We start from the raw sequence: 16,496 nt of genomic DNA on the forward strand, positions 1-16,496 counted from the left end.
GGTCGATCGCCGCGCTCCGCAACGACGACGATAGGCCCAACCTCGGCGCCGGTCTCAGCCGGCGATTTCCGCGACAGGGCGGACGAGTTGCGGTCCAAGGTGGAGATAGCGCGTCGCCCTGCGCTTGGCCGCGATATCGGCCCAGACCCGCTCGACCTCGACCGCCGTCAGCTTCGCGGCGGCGCCGACTTCTGCGGCCGAGATGCCGTTGTTGAGGCCGAAGAGGCAAAGATCCATGCGGTCATAGGGCAGGGAGAAGTAGAACTCCTCCTGCGTCTGCGCGAGGGAATAGGTGTCGGTCGTCGGCGGTCGCCGGCGGATCTCCTCGGGAATGCCGAGATGGGCGGCGAGCGCATAGACCTGGCTCTTGTAGAGATGCGCGATCGGCTTGACGTCAGCGGCGCCGTCGCCGTTCTTCACGAAGAAGCCCTGGTCGTATTCGAGCCGGTTCGGCGTACCCAGCACGGCGAAGTTCAGCCGGTCGGCGTGATAGTATTCGACCTGCTTGCGCGTGCGCTGCTTCATGTTGGTCGCAGCGACGATGCCGAGATAGGCCGCTGGCGGCATGCGCAGCTTGATCTGGCGGCCTTCGGGATCCTGAACCACCAGCGAGGAGATGTTGTAGCCGTCGCCTGCGAGCGAATTGGCGATGACGATCTTCGAGGCCCAGCCAGGCCCGTAACCGGGCACCAGCTCGCGGATGAAGGCATCGCGCCGCTCATAGCAGTCCATCGCCTGCAGCGTCGGCCCGATATCCTCCACCACCGCCTCGACGCCGAAGGTCTGGGCGACCATTCGGCCGAGGCGGAGACTCTCGGGATCGGAGTCGCTTTCCGGCATGAACAGGCAGAAGACGTTCTTCGCGCCGACGGCGCGCACTGCCAGCGCGACCGAGACGCTGGAATCGATGCCGCCGGAAAGACCGAGCACGAGCCCGCGCTTGCGCATGCCGCGCAACTGCTCGCGCAGCCCGGTCACGATGCGGTCGGTTTCCGCGGCGTCATCGAGCGTCAGCGTCTCAGCCGAGAAGGCAGGACGGCTCGAGGCAGGCGAGATGTTCATTCCGCCGCTCCCAGCGTTTCGGCCGCCAGCCTTCGGCTGACCTTTCCGGTATCCGTCTTCGGCAGTTCATGGCGGAATTCGATGAGCTTCGGCACCATGAAATCCTCGAGATGAGCGGCGCAGTGGCGGATGATGTCCCGTTCGCTCAGGGCCTCGTCCGAGAGCACGACGACGGCGGCGATGGCGTGGCCAAGCACCGGGTCCGGCACGCCGGTCACCACGGCTTCCGCGATGCCGGGATGCGCGTGCAGCACCGCTTCGACTTCCTTCGGGGCGACCTTTTCGCCGCGCGTCTTGATGATGTCGTCCTTGCGGCCGACGAAATAGAGGAAGCCTTCCTCATCCGTCCGAAACAGGTCGCCGGTATGGAGGCGCTTCTCCCAGGGATGCGGACCAGAGCGCAGCCTCTGCGCAGTCGCGACTTCGTTGCGCCAATAGCCCTGCATGACATGCGGGCCACGGATGACCAGCTCCCCCGCCACGCCGGGCGGCACGCGGTTGCCGTCATCGTCGACGACGATCGCTTCCGTGTTGGGGATGGCGATGCCGACGGAACCCGGCCGCCGGTCCAGTTCCTCCGGCGGCAGGTAGGTGCAGCGCTTGCACTCGGTCAGGCCATACATGGAATAGATCCGCACGCCGGGGAAGAGTTCGCGCAAGCGGGCAATGTGCGGGGGCGGCAGGGCCGCGGCGGTGTTCGAGATATAGCGCAAACTCGGCAGGAAGCCCGGTTCGAGATCGCGCATCTGCAGGATCAGCGCCGCCATCGTCGGCACGAGCGGGAAGCCGGTGACCTGCTCAGCGCGGATGCGCTCGAAAATCGCCTGCGGGAAGGCAAAGGATTTCTCGAGGACGAGGGTCGCACCGAGCCGCATCGCCATCAGCAACTGATAGAGGCCGTAGTCGAAAGCCAGAGGCAGGACGTTGAGAATGACATCGTCGGGGGTGTTGCGCAGATAGGTGGTGATCGACTCCGCGGCAGCATCGATATTGCGATGCGTCATCATCACGCCCTTCGGGCGGCCGGTGGAGCCCGAGGTGTAGATCAGCATGGCGAGGTCGATGTCGATCCCGCCATGACTGACGGACCCGGGCGCGACGTCGAGACAATCCTCGAAGGAGGCGGCGCCATCCGGCGTAAGGCCCGATGGCGCCTGCGTCGACGCAACGAAAAGCGGTCCGTCCGACAGCGCACGCGCCTGCGTCACGACGGGCATCAGCTTCGCCTGGGTCAGGATCGCCGCAGCCTCGCAATCGCCGATGACATAAGCAAGCTTGTCGACCTTGGTGGAGGCGTTGATCGGGCTGAAGGTCGCGCCCGTCTTGAGAACCGCGAAGATCGAGACGACGGCTTCCCAGCAATTATCCATGAAGACGAGAACGCGGTCGCCGCGCTGCACGCCATTCGCGGCGAGAGCAGCCGCGAGCCGGTTCGACAGGTCGTCCAGCTCGTCATAGCGCAACCGCTTCCGGTCGGTGACGAGCGCCGTCTTCGCGCCATGCGCGGCCGCGCTTGTGATGAGGAATTGCTCGACCCGCATGAACCCAAGACCTGTGCTGCTAGCCGTCAGGCCGTGACGAGCGATGCCGTCTTCAATGCGATGAAGGCCGTGATGCGCGCCAGTGAATCGAGATTGGCCGGCACGATATCGGCATCCGCGACGGTGATCTGGTAACGGTCTTCGATGAAGGCCACGAGTTCCAGAACGCCGGTCGAGTCGATGATGCCGTTCTCGATGAGGGAGTCCGTATCGGCGATGGCGTGGGTGGTGTCGCCGAACAAAAAGTTCTCGATGACAAAGGCCTTCACGGCGTCCCGGATCGTATCTGTCATGTCTTTCCCTCTCTTGGATGGTGTCAGGCGGCCTTGGCGCTGCAGCTGCCTGTGCCGGTGAAGGCCTTCAGCCAGAGTTGCGTCGACAGGATGCCGACGAAGGCCGCATTGTCGCGAAAGCCGGAGGCCGGGTGGCGACTGCATTTCTCATGCAGCTTTGCCACCGCCTTCGGATTGAAGAGCCCGCCGGCGCCGATCTCGGCTTCGCTCAGCGCCGTCCGGACATAGTCTCTCGCCCCCGCCCCGACGAAGGATTGGCTGTCCGGTGCACGATAGGGTTGCTTGGGTCGCCTGCCGATCGCAGGCGGCAGCAAATCCTTGGTCGCTTCCCGAAGAATATGCTTCTCCACGAGCCCCTTCAGCTTCATCTCGGGAGGAAGGCCGGCAGCGAACTCGACCAGACGATGGTCAAGGAAGGGAAAGCGGCCCTCGATGCCATGGGCCATCGCCATGCGGTCGCCCTGGCTCGACAGGATATAGCCGGGCAGAAGGAAGCGGGCTTCCAGATATTGCGCCTGGTGCAGGGGGTGCCAGCGGGCGAAAGCCTCGGGCAGCCGCGCGGCGAGGTCCTCGGCCGCATCATATCCCGACAATGTCGCACGCAGGTCGCCCGAGAAGAACAGTTTCGTCGCCGCCGTGCCGTCGAGCCGCGCGCGATGGGAGAACAGCGGGTCGTCGAGCCCCGTGCCGCCCGCCCCGAAGAAGGATGCCAGATATTCGGCCGATTGCTGCCTCAACCCCGGCAGATAGGGGTAGAGCTTGCGGAACAGATGCGGCCGGATGCGGGAGCCGGGCTGCCTGGCGCAGAAGCGACGAACCCGGGCCTCCTTGAAAATGTCGTAGCCGGCAAAGATTTCGTCGGCGCCTTCGCCGGTCAGTACCACTTTCAGGCCGGATTCGCGCACGAGGTGCGAGAGCTTGTAGAGCGGCGCGGGGGCGGTCCTGAGGATCGGGCGCTCGGTGAAGCGGATGACGTCGGGAAACACGGCGGCGATATCGCCTTCCCCACAGGCGACGGCGCTATGATGCGTGCCGAGCGCGCGGGCCATCTCGAGCTGGAAGGCGCTCTCGTCATGTTCAGCGCTGTCGAAAGTGACCGAGAAGGTTCTGAGCCCCCCCGGCGCCATGCCCGCCGCCAACGCCGATGTGATGGAGGAATCGAGGCCGCCCGAGAGATAGGAGCCGACCGGCACATCGGCGCGCATGCGGATACGCGTCGCCTCCGTCAGCAGGGCGCGCAGTTCCTCGGCCACGGCGCGCTCGTCCCGATGCCGGGATGGCGCGTCCCGGTCGGGATAGGCCAGACTCCAATAGGACCGCGTCGAGACGCTACCCTCCTGCACGATCATCAGGCTTGCGGGTTCGAGTTCGTAGATGTCGCGGAAGGCCGTGCGCGGCGCGATCGGCGCCCAGAGCGTGAAGATCTGGTCGAGCGCGACCGTATCGAGCTCCGCCACGACGCCCGGGACCTGGAGCAGCGCCTTGACCTCCGAGGCGAAGTAGAGACGCTCGCCCCGCCGGGTATAGAAGAGCGGCCGGACTCCCATGCGGTCGCGCGCCAGGACCATGCGGCGGCGGCGGCCGTCCCATATCGCAAAGGCGAAATCGCCATTGAGCATGGAGACGCAATCCTCCCCCATCTCGTCATAGAGATGCAGGATCACTTCGGTATCGCTGGTTGTCCGGAACTGGCGGCCTTTGGCGCGAAGCTGCTCGCGCAGTTCCACATAGTTGAAGATCTCGCCGTTGAAGGCGATCGTCAGCTGGCCCGTTGCGTCGGACATGGGCTGCTGGCCATCGCCCAGCCCGACGACGGACAGCCGCGCATGGCCGAGGCCGGCTGCTTTTGCAGTGAAGAACCCCTGCTCATCGGGGCCGCGATGCGCAATGGCGGCCGTCATCCTCTCAAGGAGCGTCCTTCCATCCGGGACAGTCCCGAAATAGCCGCCAAAACCACACATGCCGAGTTATTTCCAAGTCTATCAGCGCGACTCGGACTATAGCCAGCAAGACACCGAGAGGCGTTAAACATCCCGGACTATTCGCAGGAATGGTAAATTTTGACGCGCCGTCACAGCGCTTTTTCTGCGTATGCGCAGGTCTGCCAAGAGGTGTCGTCCAGGGCAACGCAAAGGAACATGGTTCTGTCGCGCAAGCCGCGTCTTCGCATTTGGAGGCGCAATGCGCGAGGCCGCGCGCGGGACAGGAACCATCAACTCGGAACCGCCAACCGGCGATGGACCGGAGGACCGCGCGTAGCGACCTCATTCATATCCCCATGGCGCGGGGCCTCATCGATCCACCGGCTGTCGCCGACTGGTCAGCCGCCAAGGCTGGCTTGGCAGCTGGCGATCACCATGGATGTCGCCGTCCGCGTCGAGACGGTCGAGGAGGATATGCCCCCTTCGGCAGGCCTGAATCTTCAAGGGCCATCAAGGCCCGCGGCTTGCCGGCGGTAAGTTCATCGCCCTGCTGATCGCTCCCGGCATCAAATTCGCTTCCACGGCAAGGGCCTGACTCGACAGCGTCTTCGTCGAGCGCATCCGGAAATCGGCCAAATACGAGGAGGCTTACCTGCGCGCATACACCCGCACGCTCGGGATTGTGATGCACATACTACTCGAATTTCGATATTTAATACAAATTATCAGGCGCCGATTTTGGATGTCTCCTGACGAAATACTCAATAATTACAAATTTGAATCGAGCATTAATTTATATATTTGATATGTATTTAGGATATATACGTGGATATTATCAATAATACATTCATCAATATCAACCTTCCTGCAGTTGAATCCGAGGATCTGATCTTATCATACGAACGCATATTGGGATATCACTTTCGAACTGAAGAAAACGCGGACAGATCCGGTAGCAACAAGCTCCTATCGATCAAGATCGCCAACACGACGATCATGCTGTCGAGGGTGTCGCAGAGCCTCGAAGGAGCCTTCGTCGATTGCCCGGACAACATCACCGCCATCTTTGTCCTATCGGGGGATGTGCGCCTGGAGGTCCAAGACGGGCTCCTGACTTGTCGCAGGGGCGACGGAGTTGCGTTGAACACCTCCTTGGCGCGGCGAGTGACCTTCTTGGCGGGAACCGAGTTCTGCATGTTCAAGGTCCGGATCGATGACATCGTTCCGCTCTTGGAAAGACTGGCTGGGCGCCGGCTCGATGAGCAGCTTCAGATCGCCACCAGCTTCGACATCCGTAAGGGGACGGGCTATGTGCTTGCCGCGATTCTCGCTGCGACCGTCGCCGGATCGTCGGGCGGCAGAACTCCGGCGATCTCGCCCTGCGCCGCCGATTTCCTGCAATCGAGCTGGGTCGCGCTGGTGCTGGAAAACCTTCCCCATAATTACTCGCGGGGCATGTCGCACGGGGGCACGCAGAATGCTCCCCTGCAGATCAGGCGAGCTGTCGACCACATCCTCGCCCATGCTCACGAGGACATTACGGTCCAGGATGTAGCCCACGCGGCGGGGGTTGGCCTTCGAACGTTGCAGCAGAGCTTCCGAAAGGTCCTGCGGACGTCGCCGCAGGAATACATCAAGGCCGCCAAGCTCCACGGCGCGCGCCGCGAGCTCGAGGATCCGCATTCGCAACGCTCGGTAGAGGAGATCGCGCGCCGGTGGGGCTTCGCCAACCGCGGTCATTTTGCCGCGCAGTATCGCCGACTTTTCGGCGAGTTGCCGTCAGAGACTCGTCGCGCACGGTGAATGCTGTTGCCCACCGAAACGGGAAGCCCCGGCGGCTCCGACGCCCAAATTGCACCTATGGTAAACGCGGAGTTACGCAACTACTCCACTGCGACTCCGGGAGCGCACGCACGACTCGCTCGGCGAATAACCGTAAAGAATTGTATAATATTCGTCGCAACTCCCTTAATATGTCATCAATCTAGTTCGTAAGACATGTGCATCCGGATGATGTTTTCATTGGGAGAGCACTGAGTATGCCGCAGGCGATACCGGAATCGATCGCAACACCGGTTCGGCTCAGCATGCCGCCGGATTGTTCGATCAGGGGCGTAGGCGCCGTCGCGGAGAGGATGCGCGACCTGCTTGCCGCAGGCCAACCCGCCGGAATCGACTGCGCGAACATCGAGGCCGCCGACGTCACCTTCGTTCAGCTCGTCGTCAGCGCCCGCTGCAGCTTCGCTGCGCGCGGGCTGCAGCTGACGATCGAAGGGGCCTCCGCGGCCGTTGTTTCGGCCTTCGCCCGCACCTGCGTTTCACTGGCGTAAACACCCGCCTTCTTTCCGGAAAGTGATGATTATGGCCAGCGTTCTGACGGTGGACGATTCTCCAAGCATTCGGCAGATGATCAAGCTCGTCCTTGGCGGCGCCGGCCACCAGGTGGCCGAGGCTGGCGATGGCGCCGATGGGCTGGCCAAGGCGAAGGCGCAGCGCTTCGACCTCGTGATCACCGATCTCAACATGCCTGTGATGAACGGCCTGGACATGATCCGCGGCATGCGGGCGCTCCCTAGCTTCACCGGCGTGCCGATCGTCTTCCTGACGACCGAATCCAATGAAGTGATCAAGCAACAGGCCAAGGCTGCCGGCGCGACGGGCTGGATCACCAAGCCCTTCAAGCCCGAGCAGCTTCTCGCGGTCGTCGCCAAGCTGGTGCGCTGATGCACGAGCTCGATCCGGCAGAGATCTTTCGGCAGGAAGCCGCCGAACTGCTCGAGACGCTCGAGACGGTGCTGCTAGACCTCGGTCAGCGACCAAGCGAAGGCCATCTCGTCGATGCCGCCTTCAGGGCCTTGCATACCATCAAAGGCTCCGGCGCAATGTTCGGCTTCGACCGCGTTGCCGCCTTCACCCATGATTTCGAAACCGCCTTCGACCTGATCCGCAAGGGCCGGATCGAGGCGAACCATGACATCGTCACCGTCGCGCTCTCGGCCAAGGACTACATCCGGATCCTCATCGAGGATCCCGACTCCACAGACGAGATCATCGGTGAGGCTATCGTAGCGGGATTGCACCGCCTGGTCGCAGGGCTCGGCGACACTCCGGCGGCGGCGAATGCGCCGACCGCGCCTGATCTGGCGCCGGGTTGGCTGATCGACATCGCTTTCCTGCCGGACGTCCTGCGCAACGGCACCAATCCGCTCAACCTGCTTGATCAACTGCGCGACCTCGGCCCCTGCTCGGTCACCGCCCATCTCGACGATGTGCCCGATCTTGCTGCGCTGGATCCGGAAGGCTGCTTCATCCGCTGGCGGGTCGCACTGAGTGCTCCGTGCCCGCGTGAGGCGATCGAAGACATCTTCACGTTCGTGCGGGACGAAATGACGCTCGCGATCACGCCGCTCGACGCCGGCGCATCGCAGGGGACGGTGACTGCGTCCGGCGCCGTCAGCGATGCGGCGGCAGCTCCCGCATTGGTCACGCCCACCCCCTCGGCAGCAGCCACGGACAAGCCGGCGGCCGGGAAGACCGAATACAACCGCCGGGCGGACGACAAGAGCTCGACCGTGCGCGTCCAGGCCGAACGGCTCGACGAACTCATGGACCGTGTCGGGGAGCTGGTCATCGCCCAGGCTCGCCTGTCCCAGCTGGCCCATGCCAGCGAAGACCTTGCGATCAAGGCCATCGCCGAGGAGATCGAGAGGCTCGCCTCCGGCCTGCGCGATACGACCATGGGCGTGCGCATGGTGCCGATGGGCTCGCTCTTCGGGCGTTTCCGGCGTCTCGTCCACGATCTCTCGCGCGACCTCGCCAAGCCTGTCGAGTTCGTCACGGTCGGCGAGGATACCGAGATGGACAAGACCATGATCGAGCGCCTCGCCGACCCGTTGGTCCACCTCATCCGCAACGCCATCGACCACGGCATCGAAAGCCCCGAGCGCCGTGCCGCGATCGGCAAGCCGGCGAGCGGCCGCATCGAGCTCTCCGCACGCTATGTCGGCGCCCAGGTCCTGGTCTCCGTACAGGACGATGGCGGCGGCCTCGACACAGATCGCATCCGCGCCAAGGCGGAGGAGCAGGGACTGCTCCAGGCCGGCGCCAGCCTCTCCGAACACGACATCCATCAGCTCCTCTTTCACCCCGGCTTCTCGACGGCGCAGACTGTCTCGGCACTGTCCGGCCGTGGTGTGGGCATGGACGTGGTGAAGCGCACCATCGAGGGCATGCGCGGGTCGATCGACCTGGCCACCATCCCCGGCCATGGCTCGTCCATGACGCTGCGCCTGCCGCTGACGTTGGCCATCATCGATGGCCTGCTGATCCGGGTCGGCGAGGGGCGCTACATCATCCCGCTCTCGGCGGTCGAGGAATGCATCGAGCTGACCCCTGCCGACGAGAACCGCTCCAGGGCGCGCAGCTTCCTCAGCGTGCGCGGAGAGCTCGTCCCGTTCTTGCGGCTGCGCGAGCAGTTCGGCGCGGTGGGCGAGCCGGACCCACATCCCAAGGTCATCATCATCTCGACCGGCGAGGTCAGGGTCGGCCTCGTCGCCGACCAGATCATCGGCAGCCACCAGACGGTGATCAAGTCGCTGTCGAAGCTGCATGCCGACGTCACGATGTTCTCGGGCGCCACCATTCTCGGCGACGGTTCGGCGGCGCTGATCCTCGACGTGGCCCAGCTCGTCGGGCTGGGGCAAACGCAGGCCGAAATGGGCAAGATGACGGAGGCGGCGTGATGATGCGGACGCAAACGCCCCCCATGCGGGCCGGCGTCTCTCCGGGCCCCGCTTCGCGCGGCGCCATGAAAGCCCTGATGATCGGCCTCAGCCCGGAGATCTTCGCGATCGAGACCGAGATGGTCCGGGAGATCATCGACCCGGTCCCGCTGACCCGCGTCGCAGGAGCCCGTCCGCATCTGCCCGGGCTGATCAATGTCCGCGGCAACATCATCCCGCTCGCCGATCTGCGCGAGCGCTTCGGGATGCCGCAGATCGAAGCCACGCCCGACACCCGCATCGTCGTGATCGAGGTCGAGATCGACGGCGACCCCGTCACGCTCGGTATCATCGCCGACAAAGTCTACGAGGTCACCGAGATCTCGCAAGACGATACCCAGGCGACTCCACGATTCGGCATGAGCTGGAGACCTGAATACATTCGATTCATCACGAAATGGAACGGCGAATTCATCATAATTCCCTGCATATCGACCATATTGATTTAAATAAATCGACGCAGATCGGGGCCACACATGCGATTCACCATCAAAGCAAAGCTTGCGACGTCGTTCGGCGTCATCATCGCCCTTTCGGTCACCGCCGGGGGCCTTGCCTACAATCGCCTGGCAGAGATGGAGGAGGCCCAGCAGCGCATCTTGCGGCAGGCCAAGCAGGTCAGCCTGCTCGGTGATCTTCAGGCGGAATTCGAAGGCCAGGTCCGCTCCGAGAAGAACGTGATCCTGGCGTCTGAAGGCCGGGACATCGAGGCTTTCGCTGCCGATGTTCTTCAACGGCGGGAGAAAGCTGGCAAGATCATCGCCGAGCTCGAGCAGAAGGCCAGCGATCAGGGCAAGATGCTGCTCGACAAGATCGTCGGCACCCGAAAGACGCTCGACACGGTTCAGGACGAGACCATCCGGCAGGCGAAGCTCAATTCCGGCAACAAGGCCGAGGCTCTGTGGACCGCGCGCGGTCTTCCTGCTCTGAACGCCCAGAACACCGCTTTGGACAGCCTCGCCCGCGATCTCGCTCAGCAAGGCGGCTCGGCGCAAGAGGCAGCGGCGCGCCAGGTTCTGATGATGCGCTATCAGACCGCTCGCGCGCTGCGGATGACCTATGAGATCTTCACGGCGACCACCGAAAGCGAACTTGCCGCCCGCAGCGCGGCCGCTTTGACCCAGACGGACCTCCTGCGCCCGGCCACCGCATCGGCCCTGTCCGCGCTGAAGGAGGCCGGTCTCTCGATCGGGTCTCTCGAAGCCCAGTCCGAGCAGTTGCAGACGGCCATGAGGAGCGCCATCGAGGTCGCGCGCGAAGGCGGGAACATCAAGGCGACGCAGCTCAGCAAGGGCGACGGACGCAACGCGCTGAACGCCACGATCGCGGCCATGGATCAGTACAGCACCTTCGCCGAAAAGCGGATGGGCGAGATCAGCGCCGACGCGGCCGAAGTGGCGAGCCTCGCCAAGATGCTGCTGATCGCGATCGTCGCCATCTCGGCCCTGATCTCGATGGTCGTCGCGACCTGGATGGCGCTCGGCATCAGCCGCGGTCTCGCCGGCGCCGTCGGCCTCGCCAATGCCGTGGCCGCCGGCGATCTGACCCGCACGATGAGCGCCCGCAGCAATGACGAGGTCGGCGACCTGCTGACCGCATTGAACGGCACCGTCGAGAGGCTGCGCGAGGTCGTGTCCGACGCTTTGCGCGCCGCCGAAAACGTCTCCGCCGGCTCGCAGGAGCTGTCGGCCAGCGCCGAGCAGCTTTCGCAGGGCTCGACGGAACAGGCCTCCTCCACCGAAGAGGCCTCGGCCTCGATGGAGGAGATGGCGGCGAATGTGAAGCAGAACGCCGAGAACGCCAGCCAGACCGAGCAGATCGCGGCCCAGTCGGCCAAGGACGCGGAGGCCTCGGGCATGGCGGTCGGCAAGGCGGTGGACGCCATGCAGACCATCGCCTCCAAGATCACCATCATCCAGGAGATCGCGCGCCAGACAGACCTGCTCGCCCTCAACGCGGCCGTCGAGGCCGCCCGGGCGGGCGAGCACGGCAAGGGTTTCGCCGTCGTCGCCTCCGAGGTCCGCAAGCTCGCCGAGCGCAGCCAGGCGGCCGCCGCCGATATCGGCACGCTGTCGACCGATACGGTCAAGGTCGCGCAGGAGGCCGGCTCCATGCTCGCCAAGCTCGTCCCCGACATCAAGAAGACCGCCGAGTTGGTGGAGGAGATCACCGCCGCTTGCCGCGAGCAGGATGTCGGCTCCGCGCAGATCAACCAGGCCATCCAGCAGCTCGACAAGGTGACGCAGCAGAACGCCGCGGCTTCGGAGGAAGTCTCCGCGACGTCCGAAGAGCTCGCGGCTCAGGCCGAGCAGCTCCAGACCGCCATCGCCTTCTTCAAGATCGATGCAGCCGGCACCGGTGTGGACCGCGCGGTGGAGCAGCTCAAGGCGCAGGCGAGCAAGATGAAGGCCGCCTCCACCCCGAAGGTTGCCAAGCCAGCGGCCGGCAAGGCGCTTGCGGCCAAGCCTCACGCGAAGGCGGCCTCCGGAGGCTTCTCCTTCGATCTCGACGACGCCCACGATGCACGGGACGCAGAGTTCCGCCGCGCCTCCTGAAGACGAGCGGGCGCTCCGCTTCGGCGGAGCCGCCTTTCCCGCCGGCTGCCGGCGCCTGACGACTTCCCCCTGCGGAGACGGCATTGACCCAGAACGCACAATATCTGACGCTCGGGATCGACGGCGAGTCCTTCGGCATCGACATCGCGCATGTGCGAGAGATCCTCGACATGCGGCCGATCTCAAAGCTCCCGCACGCCCCCGATTTCCTGCTCGGCATGATCGACGTGCGCGGCACCGGCTTCCCGATCGTCGATCTTCGCACCAAGCTCGGCCTTCCGCGCGTCGCGCCGACGGAGGCGACGCGGATCATCATTCTGGACGTGCCGCTGGACGGCCGGACTCTCGGCATCGGTTTCGTCGCCGACCGTGTCTTCGAGGTGACGAGCCTCGATTCGGCGCAGACCGACGCGCCGCTCGACGTCGGAGGCCGTTGGCAGTCGCACTACATCGCCGGCCTCGGGCGCAAGGGTGAAGCCTTCGTCATCGTCCTAGACCTCGCACGGCTCATGGCAGGTGCCGGGGTCCCCCCTCATGTCGACGCGAGCGAAGCCGCGTGACGGCCCCGGCGACGACAGAGCCCATGGGCGACCATCTCAAGGAGCGGCATTTCAATGCCATCGCGAGCCTCGTCGAGCGCAATGCCGGCATCAAGCTCCCGCGCACCAAGCGCACGATGGTCGAAGGTCGGCTGCGCAAGCGGGTCCGCGCGCTCGGCTTGAGCAGCCTTGCGGACTATGGGCACCTGCTGTTCGAACGCGGCGGCCTGGACAAGGAATACGTGCACCTGATCGACTGCGTCAGTACGAACAAGACCGACTTCTTCCGCGAGCCAAGTCATTTCACGTTCCTGTGCGACACGGCGGTGCCCGCACTCCGGCGCCTGCACGGCCCCCGTCCGACCAGGCTCAAGATTTGGAGCGCTGCCTGCTCGATCGGCGCCGAGGCCTATACCATCGCGATGCTGCTGCAGGACCTCGCGAATGCCACGCGCGGAAGCTCTGGCGAACTGAGCTTTTCCATCCTCGGCACCGACATCTCGACGCAGGTTCTCGCCGCCGCACGCACCGCCATCTATCCGACCTCCTTCGTCTCGCCGATCCCGGCCCCACTGCAGCAGCGCTATCTCATGCGCGCCCGCAACCCGGCGCAGGACACGGTGCGGATCGCTCCGGAGCTGCGTCGCAGGGCCCGCTTCGAGCATCTGAACCTGATGGACGAAGCCTACCCCTTCGATCGCGACATCGATGTCATCTTCTGCCGCAACGTGCTGATCTACTTCGACCGCCGGACCCAGGCCGCAGTGCTGTCGCGGCTGGTGTCCCATCTGCGTCCCGGAGGCTATCTCCTGCTGGGGCATTCCGAATCCATGGCGGGAGCCGGGGTGCCCGGCCTCCACTCGGTCGCGCCGACGGTCTACCAGGCGAAACCGGCCGCCCTCGGGAGGAGCGCAGCATGACGCGCAAGCCCATACGTGTCCTCGTCGTCGACGATTCCGCCTCGGTGCGGCAGGTGCTGAGCTCGATCCTGTCGCAATCGCCCGGCATCGAGGTGATGGGCACGGCCGGCGATGTCTACGCGGCGACCCGGCGCATGCAGAACGAAGTGCCGGACGTGCTGATCCTCGACATCGAGATGCCGGGGATGGACGGCCTGACCTTCCTGCGCAAGATCATGGCGCAGCGGCCGATCCCGGTGATCATCTGCTCGACCCTGACCGGCACCGGCTCGCCCACCCTGTTCGAGGCGCTGGAAAGCGGGGCCGTCGAGGTGCTGGCCAAGCCGCGGATCGATACCCGCAACGCGCTGCTGGAGACCGCCGACCGGCTGCGCCATGCGGTCCATGCCGCCGCGCAGGCCAAGCCGCGGCCTCGGGCCCCACGGCCGGTCATGCAGATCGAAGCGAAGCTCACCGCCGACGTCATCATGCCTCCGCCGCTTTCCGGCCGGTTCCATGCGCGCACGGATCGCATCGCCTGCATCGGGATCTCCACCGGCGGCACCGAGACGTTGCGCGAAGTGCTGGAGGCGCTGCCGGCCAATTGCCCCGGCATTGCCGTCGTCCAGCACATGCCGGAGAAGTTCACGGCCGCCTTCGCGCGCCGGCTCGATGGCATCTGCGCCATGGAGATCAAGGAAGCGGAAGACGGCGACGAGATGAAGATCGGCCGCGTTCTGATCGCGCCCGGCAATCGCCACATGCTGCTGCAGCGGGTGGGGCAGCATTATCGTGTCGCGATCAAGGACGGTCCTCACGTCTCGCGTCACCGCCCATCCGTGGACGTGCTGTTCCGCTCGGCGGCGCAGTACGCCGGCGGCAACGCGCTTGGCATCATCATGACCGGCATGGGCGACGACGGCGCACGCGGTCTCCTGGAAATGCGCAAAGCCGGGGCGCGGACGCTGGCCCAGGATGAGGAGAGCTCGGTCGTTTTCGGCATGCCGAAGGAGGCGATCGAATTCGGCGCGGCCGAGCGCGTCGTGCGCCTCCCGCTCATCGCGCAGGAGATCATGGCGTGGCCGCAGGCGGTGAACGCCGCCGGTCCCGCGTAGCGGCTTGCGTGAGGATGCGATGAACGCTCCAACAGAACGTCTGATGCGGCTGATCAGGTCATTGGAGGATCACACCGGCTCGGTCGATGCGACCTTCGCGGTTGCGGGCCGCGATCTCGGGAAGGGGCTGAACCTCTTCGACACCTTGCAGGAACGGTTGAGCGCCCTCTCCGGCCGGCTCTCCGGCGACAGGATCATCACGGCGGGCGCCGCGCTTGCACGCCTCGCCGACGATCTGCGCCCGCTACGGCAGACGCTGGCCGAGGAGACGCGCTCCCTCGTCGACATTGCCGTACATAGCGCCGCCGCCGGCCAGACTTGGGAGAAGCTGGTCGAGCATATCCGGCTGATCACGATCATCGCCCATTACGCCCGCATCGAGTCGATCTCGATTCAGGGTCTGGGGCGCGACTTCGGCGACTTCGCCAACGAGATCTTCGAGCTGACGACCCAGGCCCAGCGTACGATCGAGGCCTGCGCGCGCGAACACGACCGGATGAGCGCGTTGCTGGCCACGGCGCTGGCTTCCCAGCGCGAATTCGAGACGCAATATGGCGCTGCGCTCTCGTCGCTCTCCGACAAGCTCTCGCTCACGCTGGCCGAGGTCGAGGATCGGCAGCGCAGCGGCATGACGCTCGCGAGCGAAGCGGCGGCGCGCTCCGGCAAGATCGCCATGGCGGCCGGGATGGCGATCGTCGCCTTGCAATCCGGCGATAGCATCCGTCAACGGCTTGAGCACGCGACCGCGGGGCTGCACTTGGCGGAGACCCTGGAGGACGGCCGCCCCGCCGACGGGCTGCCGACGGAGGCCCTGTCCCACGCCCGCGACCTGCTGCTCAGGATCGAGGCGGCACAGCTCGAGGCGAGCGCCGCCACTCTCGGCGAGGACGCCGAGCTGATCGAGCAGAACCTGCTGCTCTTGCGTGACGAAACCATGGACCTTGTCGACCTCGTCCGGTCGCTCTACGGGGCGGGCGGCGCGGATACCGGCTCCTTCATGGCGCAGCTCGGGGCCGATCTCGCCCACGCGTCGGCGCTTCTGGGCAAGTGCAACAGCGCCCGCGCCGGCGCCGACCAGGTCGCACAGGCGTTGACCGCGCTGCTCGACACTTCCCAGCAGACAGTCGACGCGCTTGCCACGACCGTCTCGAATATCGTGCTCATCGGTACGAATGCCAGCCTGCGCGCCGCGCGCGTCGGCAGCAACGGCCGCAGTCTGGTCATCATCGCGCACGAGCTGAAACTCGCCGCCGACCTCGTCGCCAGCGTCTCCAGTCGCCTGCCGGCGATCTTCGAGCAGATGCAGCGGGCCGCGGGCGAGCTGAAACGCCAGGATCGACTCGATGCAGCACATTTCGGCGCGCTTGATCGCGAGATGAGCACCGCGCTCATCGTCGTGCAGGAGACGGCCTCGGAGCTGGCTTTGGAGCTCAGCCGCCTGATGCGCGAAGGCGCGGCCTTCGGCAAGGTCGTCGATCAGGCCCGGCTCGGCTTCTCCGGCGCGGCCGCGACGGGAGAAGCCATCGGGGCGGCCGCACATGCGGTTGCAGCGATGGCCTCCGACAAGCCCGCCGTCCCCGCTGAAATGAACGAGCTCGTGCGGGGCTGGCTGAACGGCACCGTGTGGCCGCATTACACGATGGCGATCGAACGGACGATCCATTGTGGAGTGATCGACCCCGTCTGGGACACGGCGGCGCAAGCATCGACGGCGGAACCGGCTTCCGATGATGTCGATGCCCTGCTGTTCTGAGGTCCCGAGAGCGACGGCGCCGCCGAATTTGGCAGC

At 65.1% G+C, this 16,496-nt stretch carries 14 protein-coding genes; 10 read left to right on the plus strand and 4 right to left on the minus strand.

Annotated features, from left to right (window positions below; all coding sequences use genetic code 11):
* Window positions 1-54: 54 nt before the first annotated feature.
* The 4 genes from nadE to asnB are packed head-to-tail and all read right to left on the minus strand — an operon-like array spanning window position 55 to window position 4,857.
* Window positions 55-1,062 (minus strand): NAD(+) synthase, encoded by a 1,008-nt coding sequence (nadE, locus tag AC1DIN_RS21925; RefSeq protein ID WP_476811294.1) that lies wholly within the window; start codon window positions 1,060-1,062, stop codon window positions 55-57.
* Window positions 1,059-2,603, minus strand: coding sequence for a class I adenylate-forming enzyme family protein (locus tag AC1DIN_RS21930; RefSeq protein ID WP_476811295.1), 1,545 nt, complete (start codon window positions 2,601-2,603; stop codon window positions 1,059-1,061). Before AC1DIN_RS21930 ends, nadE begins: the two co-directional genes overlap by 4 nt.
* 26 nt (window positions 2,604-2,629) lie before the next feature.
* Window positions 2,630-2,896 (minus strand): acyl carrier protein, encoded by a 267-nt coding sequence (locus AC1DIN_RS21935; RefSeq protein WP_441469010.1) that lies wholly within the window; start codon window positions 2,894-2,896, stop codon window positions 2,630-2,632.
* A 23-nt stretch (window positions 2,897-2,919) separates the two neighbouring features.
* On the minus strand, window positions 2,920-4,857 hold the full coding sequence (gene asnB / locus AC1DIN_RS21940) for an asparagine synthase (glutamine-hydrolyzing) (protein WP_476811296.1): 1,938 nt from the start codon (window positions 4,855-4,857) through the stop codon (window positions 2,920-2,922).
* Window positions 4,858-5,643: 786 nt separating this feature from the next.
* Here asnB and AC1DIN_RS21945 point away from each other — a divergent pair.
* The 10 genes from AC1DIN_RS21945 (at window position 5,644) to AC1DIN_RS21990 (ending at window position 16,460) form a co-directional block, all read left to right on the plus strand.
* Window positions 5,644-6,621: an AraC family transcriptional regulator gene (locus AC1DIN_RS21945; RefSeq protein WP_476811297.1), complete on the plus strand. Its 978-nt coding sequence runs from the start codon at window positions 5,644-5,646 to the stop codon at window positions 6,619-6,621.
* A gap of 284 nt (window positions 6,622-6,905) precedes the next feature.
* The gene (locus tag AC1DIN_RS21950; protein ID WP_476811370.1) at window positions 6,906-7,148 is read left to right on the plus strand and encodes an STAS domain-containing protein; all 243 of its coding nucleotides are present in this window, start codon (window positions 6,906-6,908) and stop codon (window positions 7,146-7,148) included.
* 31 nt (window positions 7,149-7,179) lie between these two features.
* Window positions 7,180-7,542, plus strand: a complete 363-nt coding sequence (locus AC1DIN_RS21955; protein WP_476811298.1) for a response regulator — start codon at window positions 7,180-7,182, stop codon at window positions 7,540-7,542.
* The gene (locus AC1DIN_RS21960; RefSeq protein WP_476811299.1) at window positions 7,542-9,560 is read left to right on the plus strand and encodes a chemotaxis protein CheA; all 2,019 of its coding nucleotides are present in this window, start codon (window positions 7,542-7,544) and stop codon (window positions 9,558-9,560) included. Before AC1DIN_RS21955 ends, AC1DIN_RS21960 begins: the two co-directional genes overlap by 1 nt.
* 2 nt (window positions 9,561-9,562) lie before the next feature.
* Window positions 9,563-10,048 (plus strand): chemotaxis protein CheW, encoded by a 486-nt coding sequence (locus tag AC1DIN_RS21965; RefSeq protein WP_476811371.1) that lies wholly within the window; start codon window positions 9,563-9,565, stop codon window positions 10,046-10,048.
* A 27-nt stretch (window positions 10,049-10,075) separates the two neighbouring features.
* Window positions 10,076-12,154, plus strand: coding sequence for a HAMP domain-containing methyl-accepting chemotaxis protein (locus tag AC1DIN_RS21970; RefSeq protein WP_476811300.1), 2,079 nt, complete (start codon window positions 10,076-10,078; stop codon window positions 12,152-12,154).
* 83 nt (window positions 12,155-12,237) lie between these two features.
* Window positions 12,238-12,714, plus strand: a complete 477-nt coding sequence (locus AC1DIN_RS21975; protein ID WP_476811301.1) for a chemotaxis protein CheW — start codon at window positions 12,238-12,240, stop codon at window positions 12,712-12,714.
* A gap of 23 nt (window positions 12,715-12,737) precedes the next feature.
* Window positions 12,738-13,613: a CheR family methyltransferase gene (locus AC1DIN_RS21980; protein WP_476811302.1), complete on the plus strand. Its 876-nt coding sequence runs from the start codon at window positions 12,738-12,740 to the stop codon at window positions 13,611-13,613.
* Window positions 13,610-14,707 carry a protein-glutamate methylesterase/protein-glutamine glutaminase gene (locus AC1DIN_RS21985; RefSeq protein ID WP_476811303.1) on the plus strand — a complete coding sequence of 366 codons (1,098 nt, stop codon included), beginning with the start codon at window positions 13,610-13,612 and terminating at the stop codon, window positions 14,705-14,707. Before AC1DIN_RS21980 ends, AC1DIN_RS21985 begins: the two co-directional genes overlap by 4 nt.
* Before the next feature lie 19 nt (window positions 14,708-14,726).
* Window positions 14,727-16,460 carry a hypothetical protein gene (locus AC1DIN_RS21990; protein WP_476811304.1) on the plus strand — a complete coding sequence of 578 codons (1,734 nt, stop codon included), beginning with the start codon at window positions 14,727-14,729 and terminating at the stop codon, window positions 16,458-16,460.
* Window positions 16,461-16,496: the final 36 nt, after the last annotated feature.

The organism is Allobosea sp. 05T438, assembly GCF_056396025.1.

What these genes read in the sequence shown, in the direction of transcription:
- nadE (WP_476811294.1), bottom strand. Translation starts at nt 1,062, where the DNA reads ATGAACATCTCGCCTGCCTCGAGCCGTCCTGCCTTCTCGGCTGAGACG.
- AC1DIN_RS21930 (WP_476811295.1), bottom strand. Translation starts at nt 2,603, where the DNA reads ATGCGGGTCGAGCAATTCCTCATCACAAGCGCGGCCGCGCATGGCGCG.
- AC1DIN_RS21935 (WP_441469010.1), bottom strand. Translation starts at nt 2,896, where the DNA reads ATGACAGATACGATCCGGGACGCCGTGAAGGCCTTTGTCATCGAGAAC.
- asnB (WP_476811296.1), bottom strand. Translation starts at nt 4,857, where the DNA reads ATGTGTGGTTTTGGCGGCTATTTCGGGACTGTCCCGGATGGAAGGACG.
- AC1DIN_RS21950 (WP_476811370.1), top strand. Translation starts at nt 6,906, where the DNA reads ATGCCGCCGGATTGTTCGATCAGGGGCGTAGGCGCCGTCGCGGAGAGG.
- AC1DIN_RS21955 (WP_476811298.1), top strand. Translation starts at nt 7,180, where the DNA reads ATGGCCAGCGTTCTGACGGTGGACGATTCTCCAAGCATTCGGCAGATG.
- AC1DIN_RS21960 (WP_476811299.1), top strand. Translation starts at nt 7,542, where the DNA reads ATGCACGAGCTCGATCCGGCAGAGATCTTTCGGCAGGAAGCCGCCGAA.
- AC1DIN_RS21965 (WP_476811371.1), top strand. Translation starts at nt 9,563, where the DNA reads ATGCGGACGCAAACGCCCCCCATGCGGGCCGGCGTCTCTCCGGGCCCC.
- AC1DIN_RS21970 (WP_476811300.1), top strand. Translation starts at nt 10,076, where the DNA reads ATGCGATTCACCATCAAAGCAAAGCTTGCGACGTCGTTCGGCGTCATC.
- AC1DIN_RS21980 (WP_476811302.1), top strand. Translation starts at nt 12,738, where the DNA reads ATGGGCGACCATCTCAAGGAGCGGCATTTCAATGCCATCGCGAGCCTC.
- AC1DIN_RS21985 (WP_476811303.1), top strand. Translation starts at nt 13,610, where the DNA reads ATGACGCGCAAGCCCATACGTGTCCTCGTCGTCGACGATTCCGCCTCG.
- AC1DIN_RS21990 (WP_476811304.1), top strand. Translation starts at nt 14,727, where the DNA reads ATGAACGCTCCAACAGAACGTCTGATGCGGCTGATCAGGTCATTGGAG.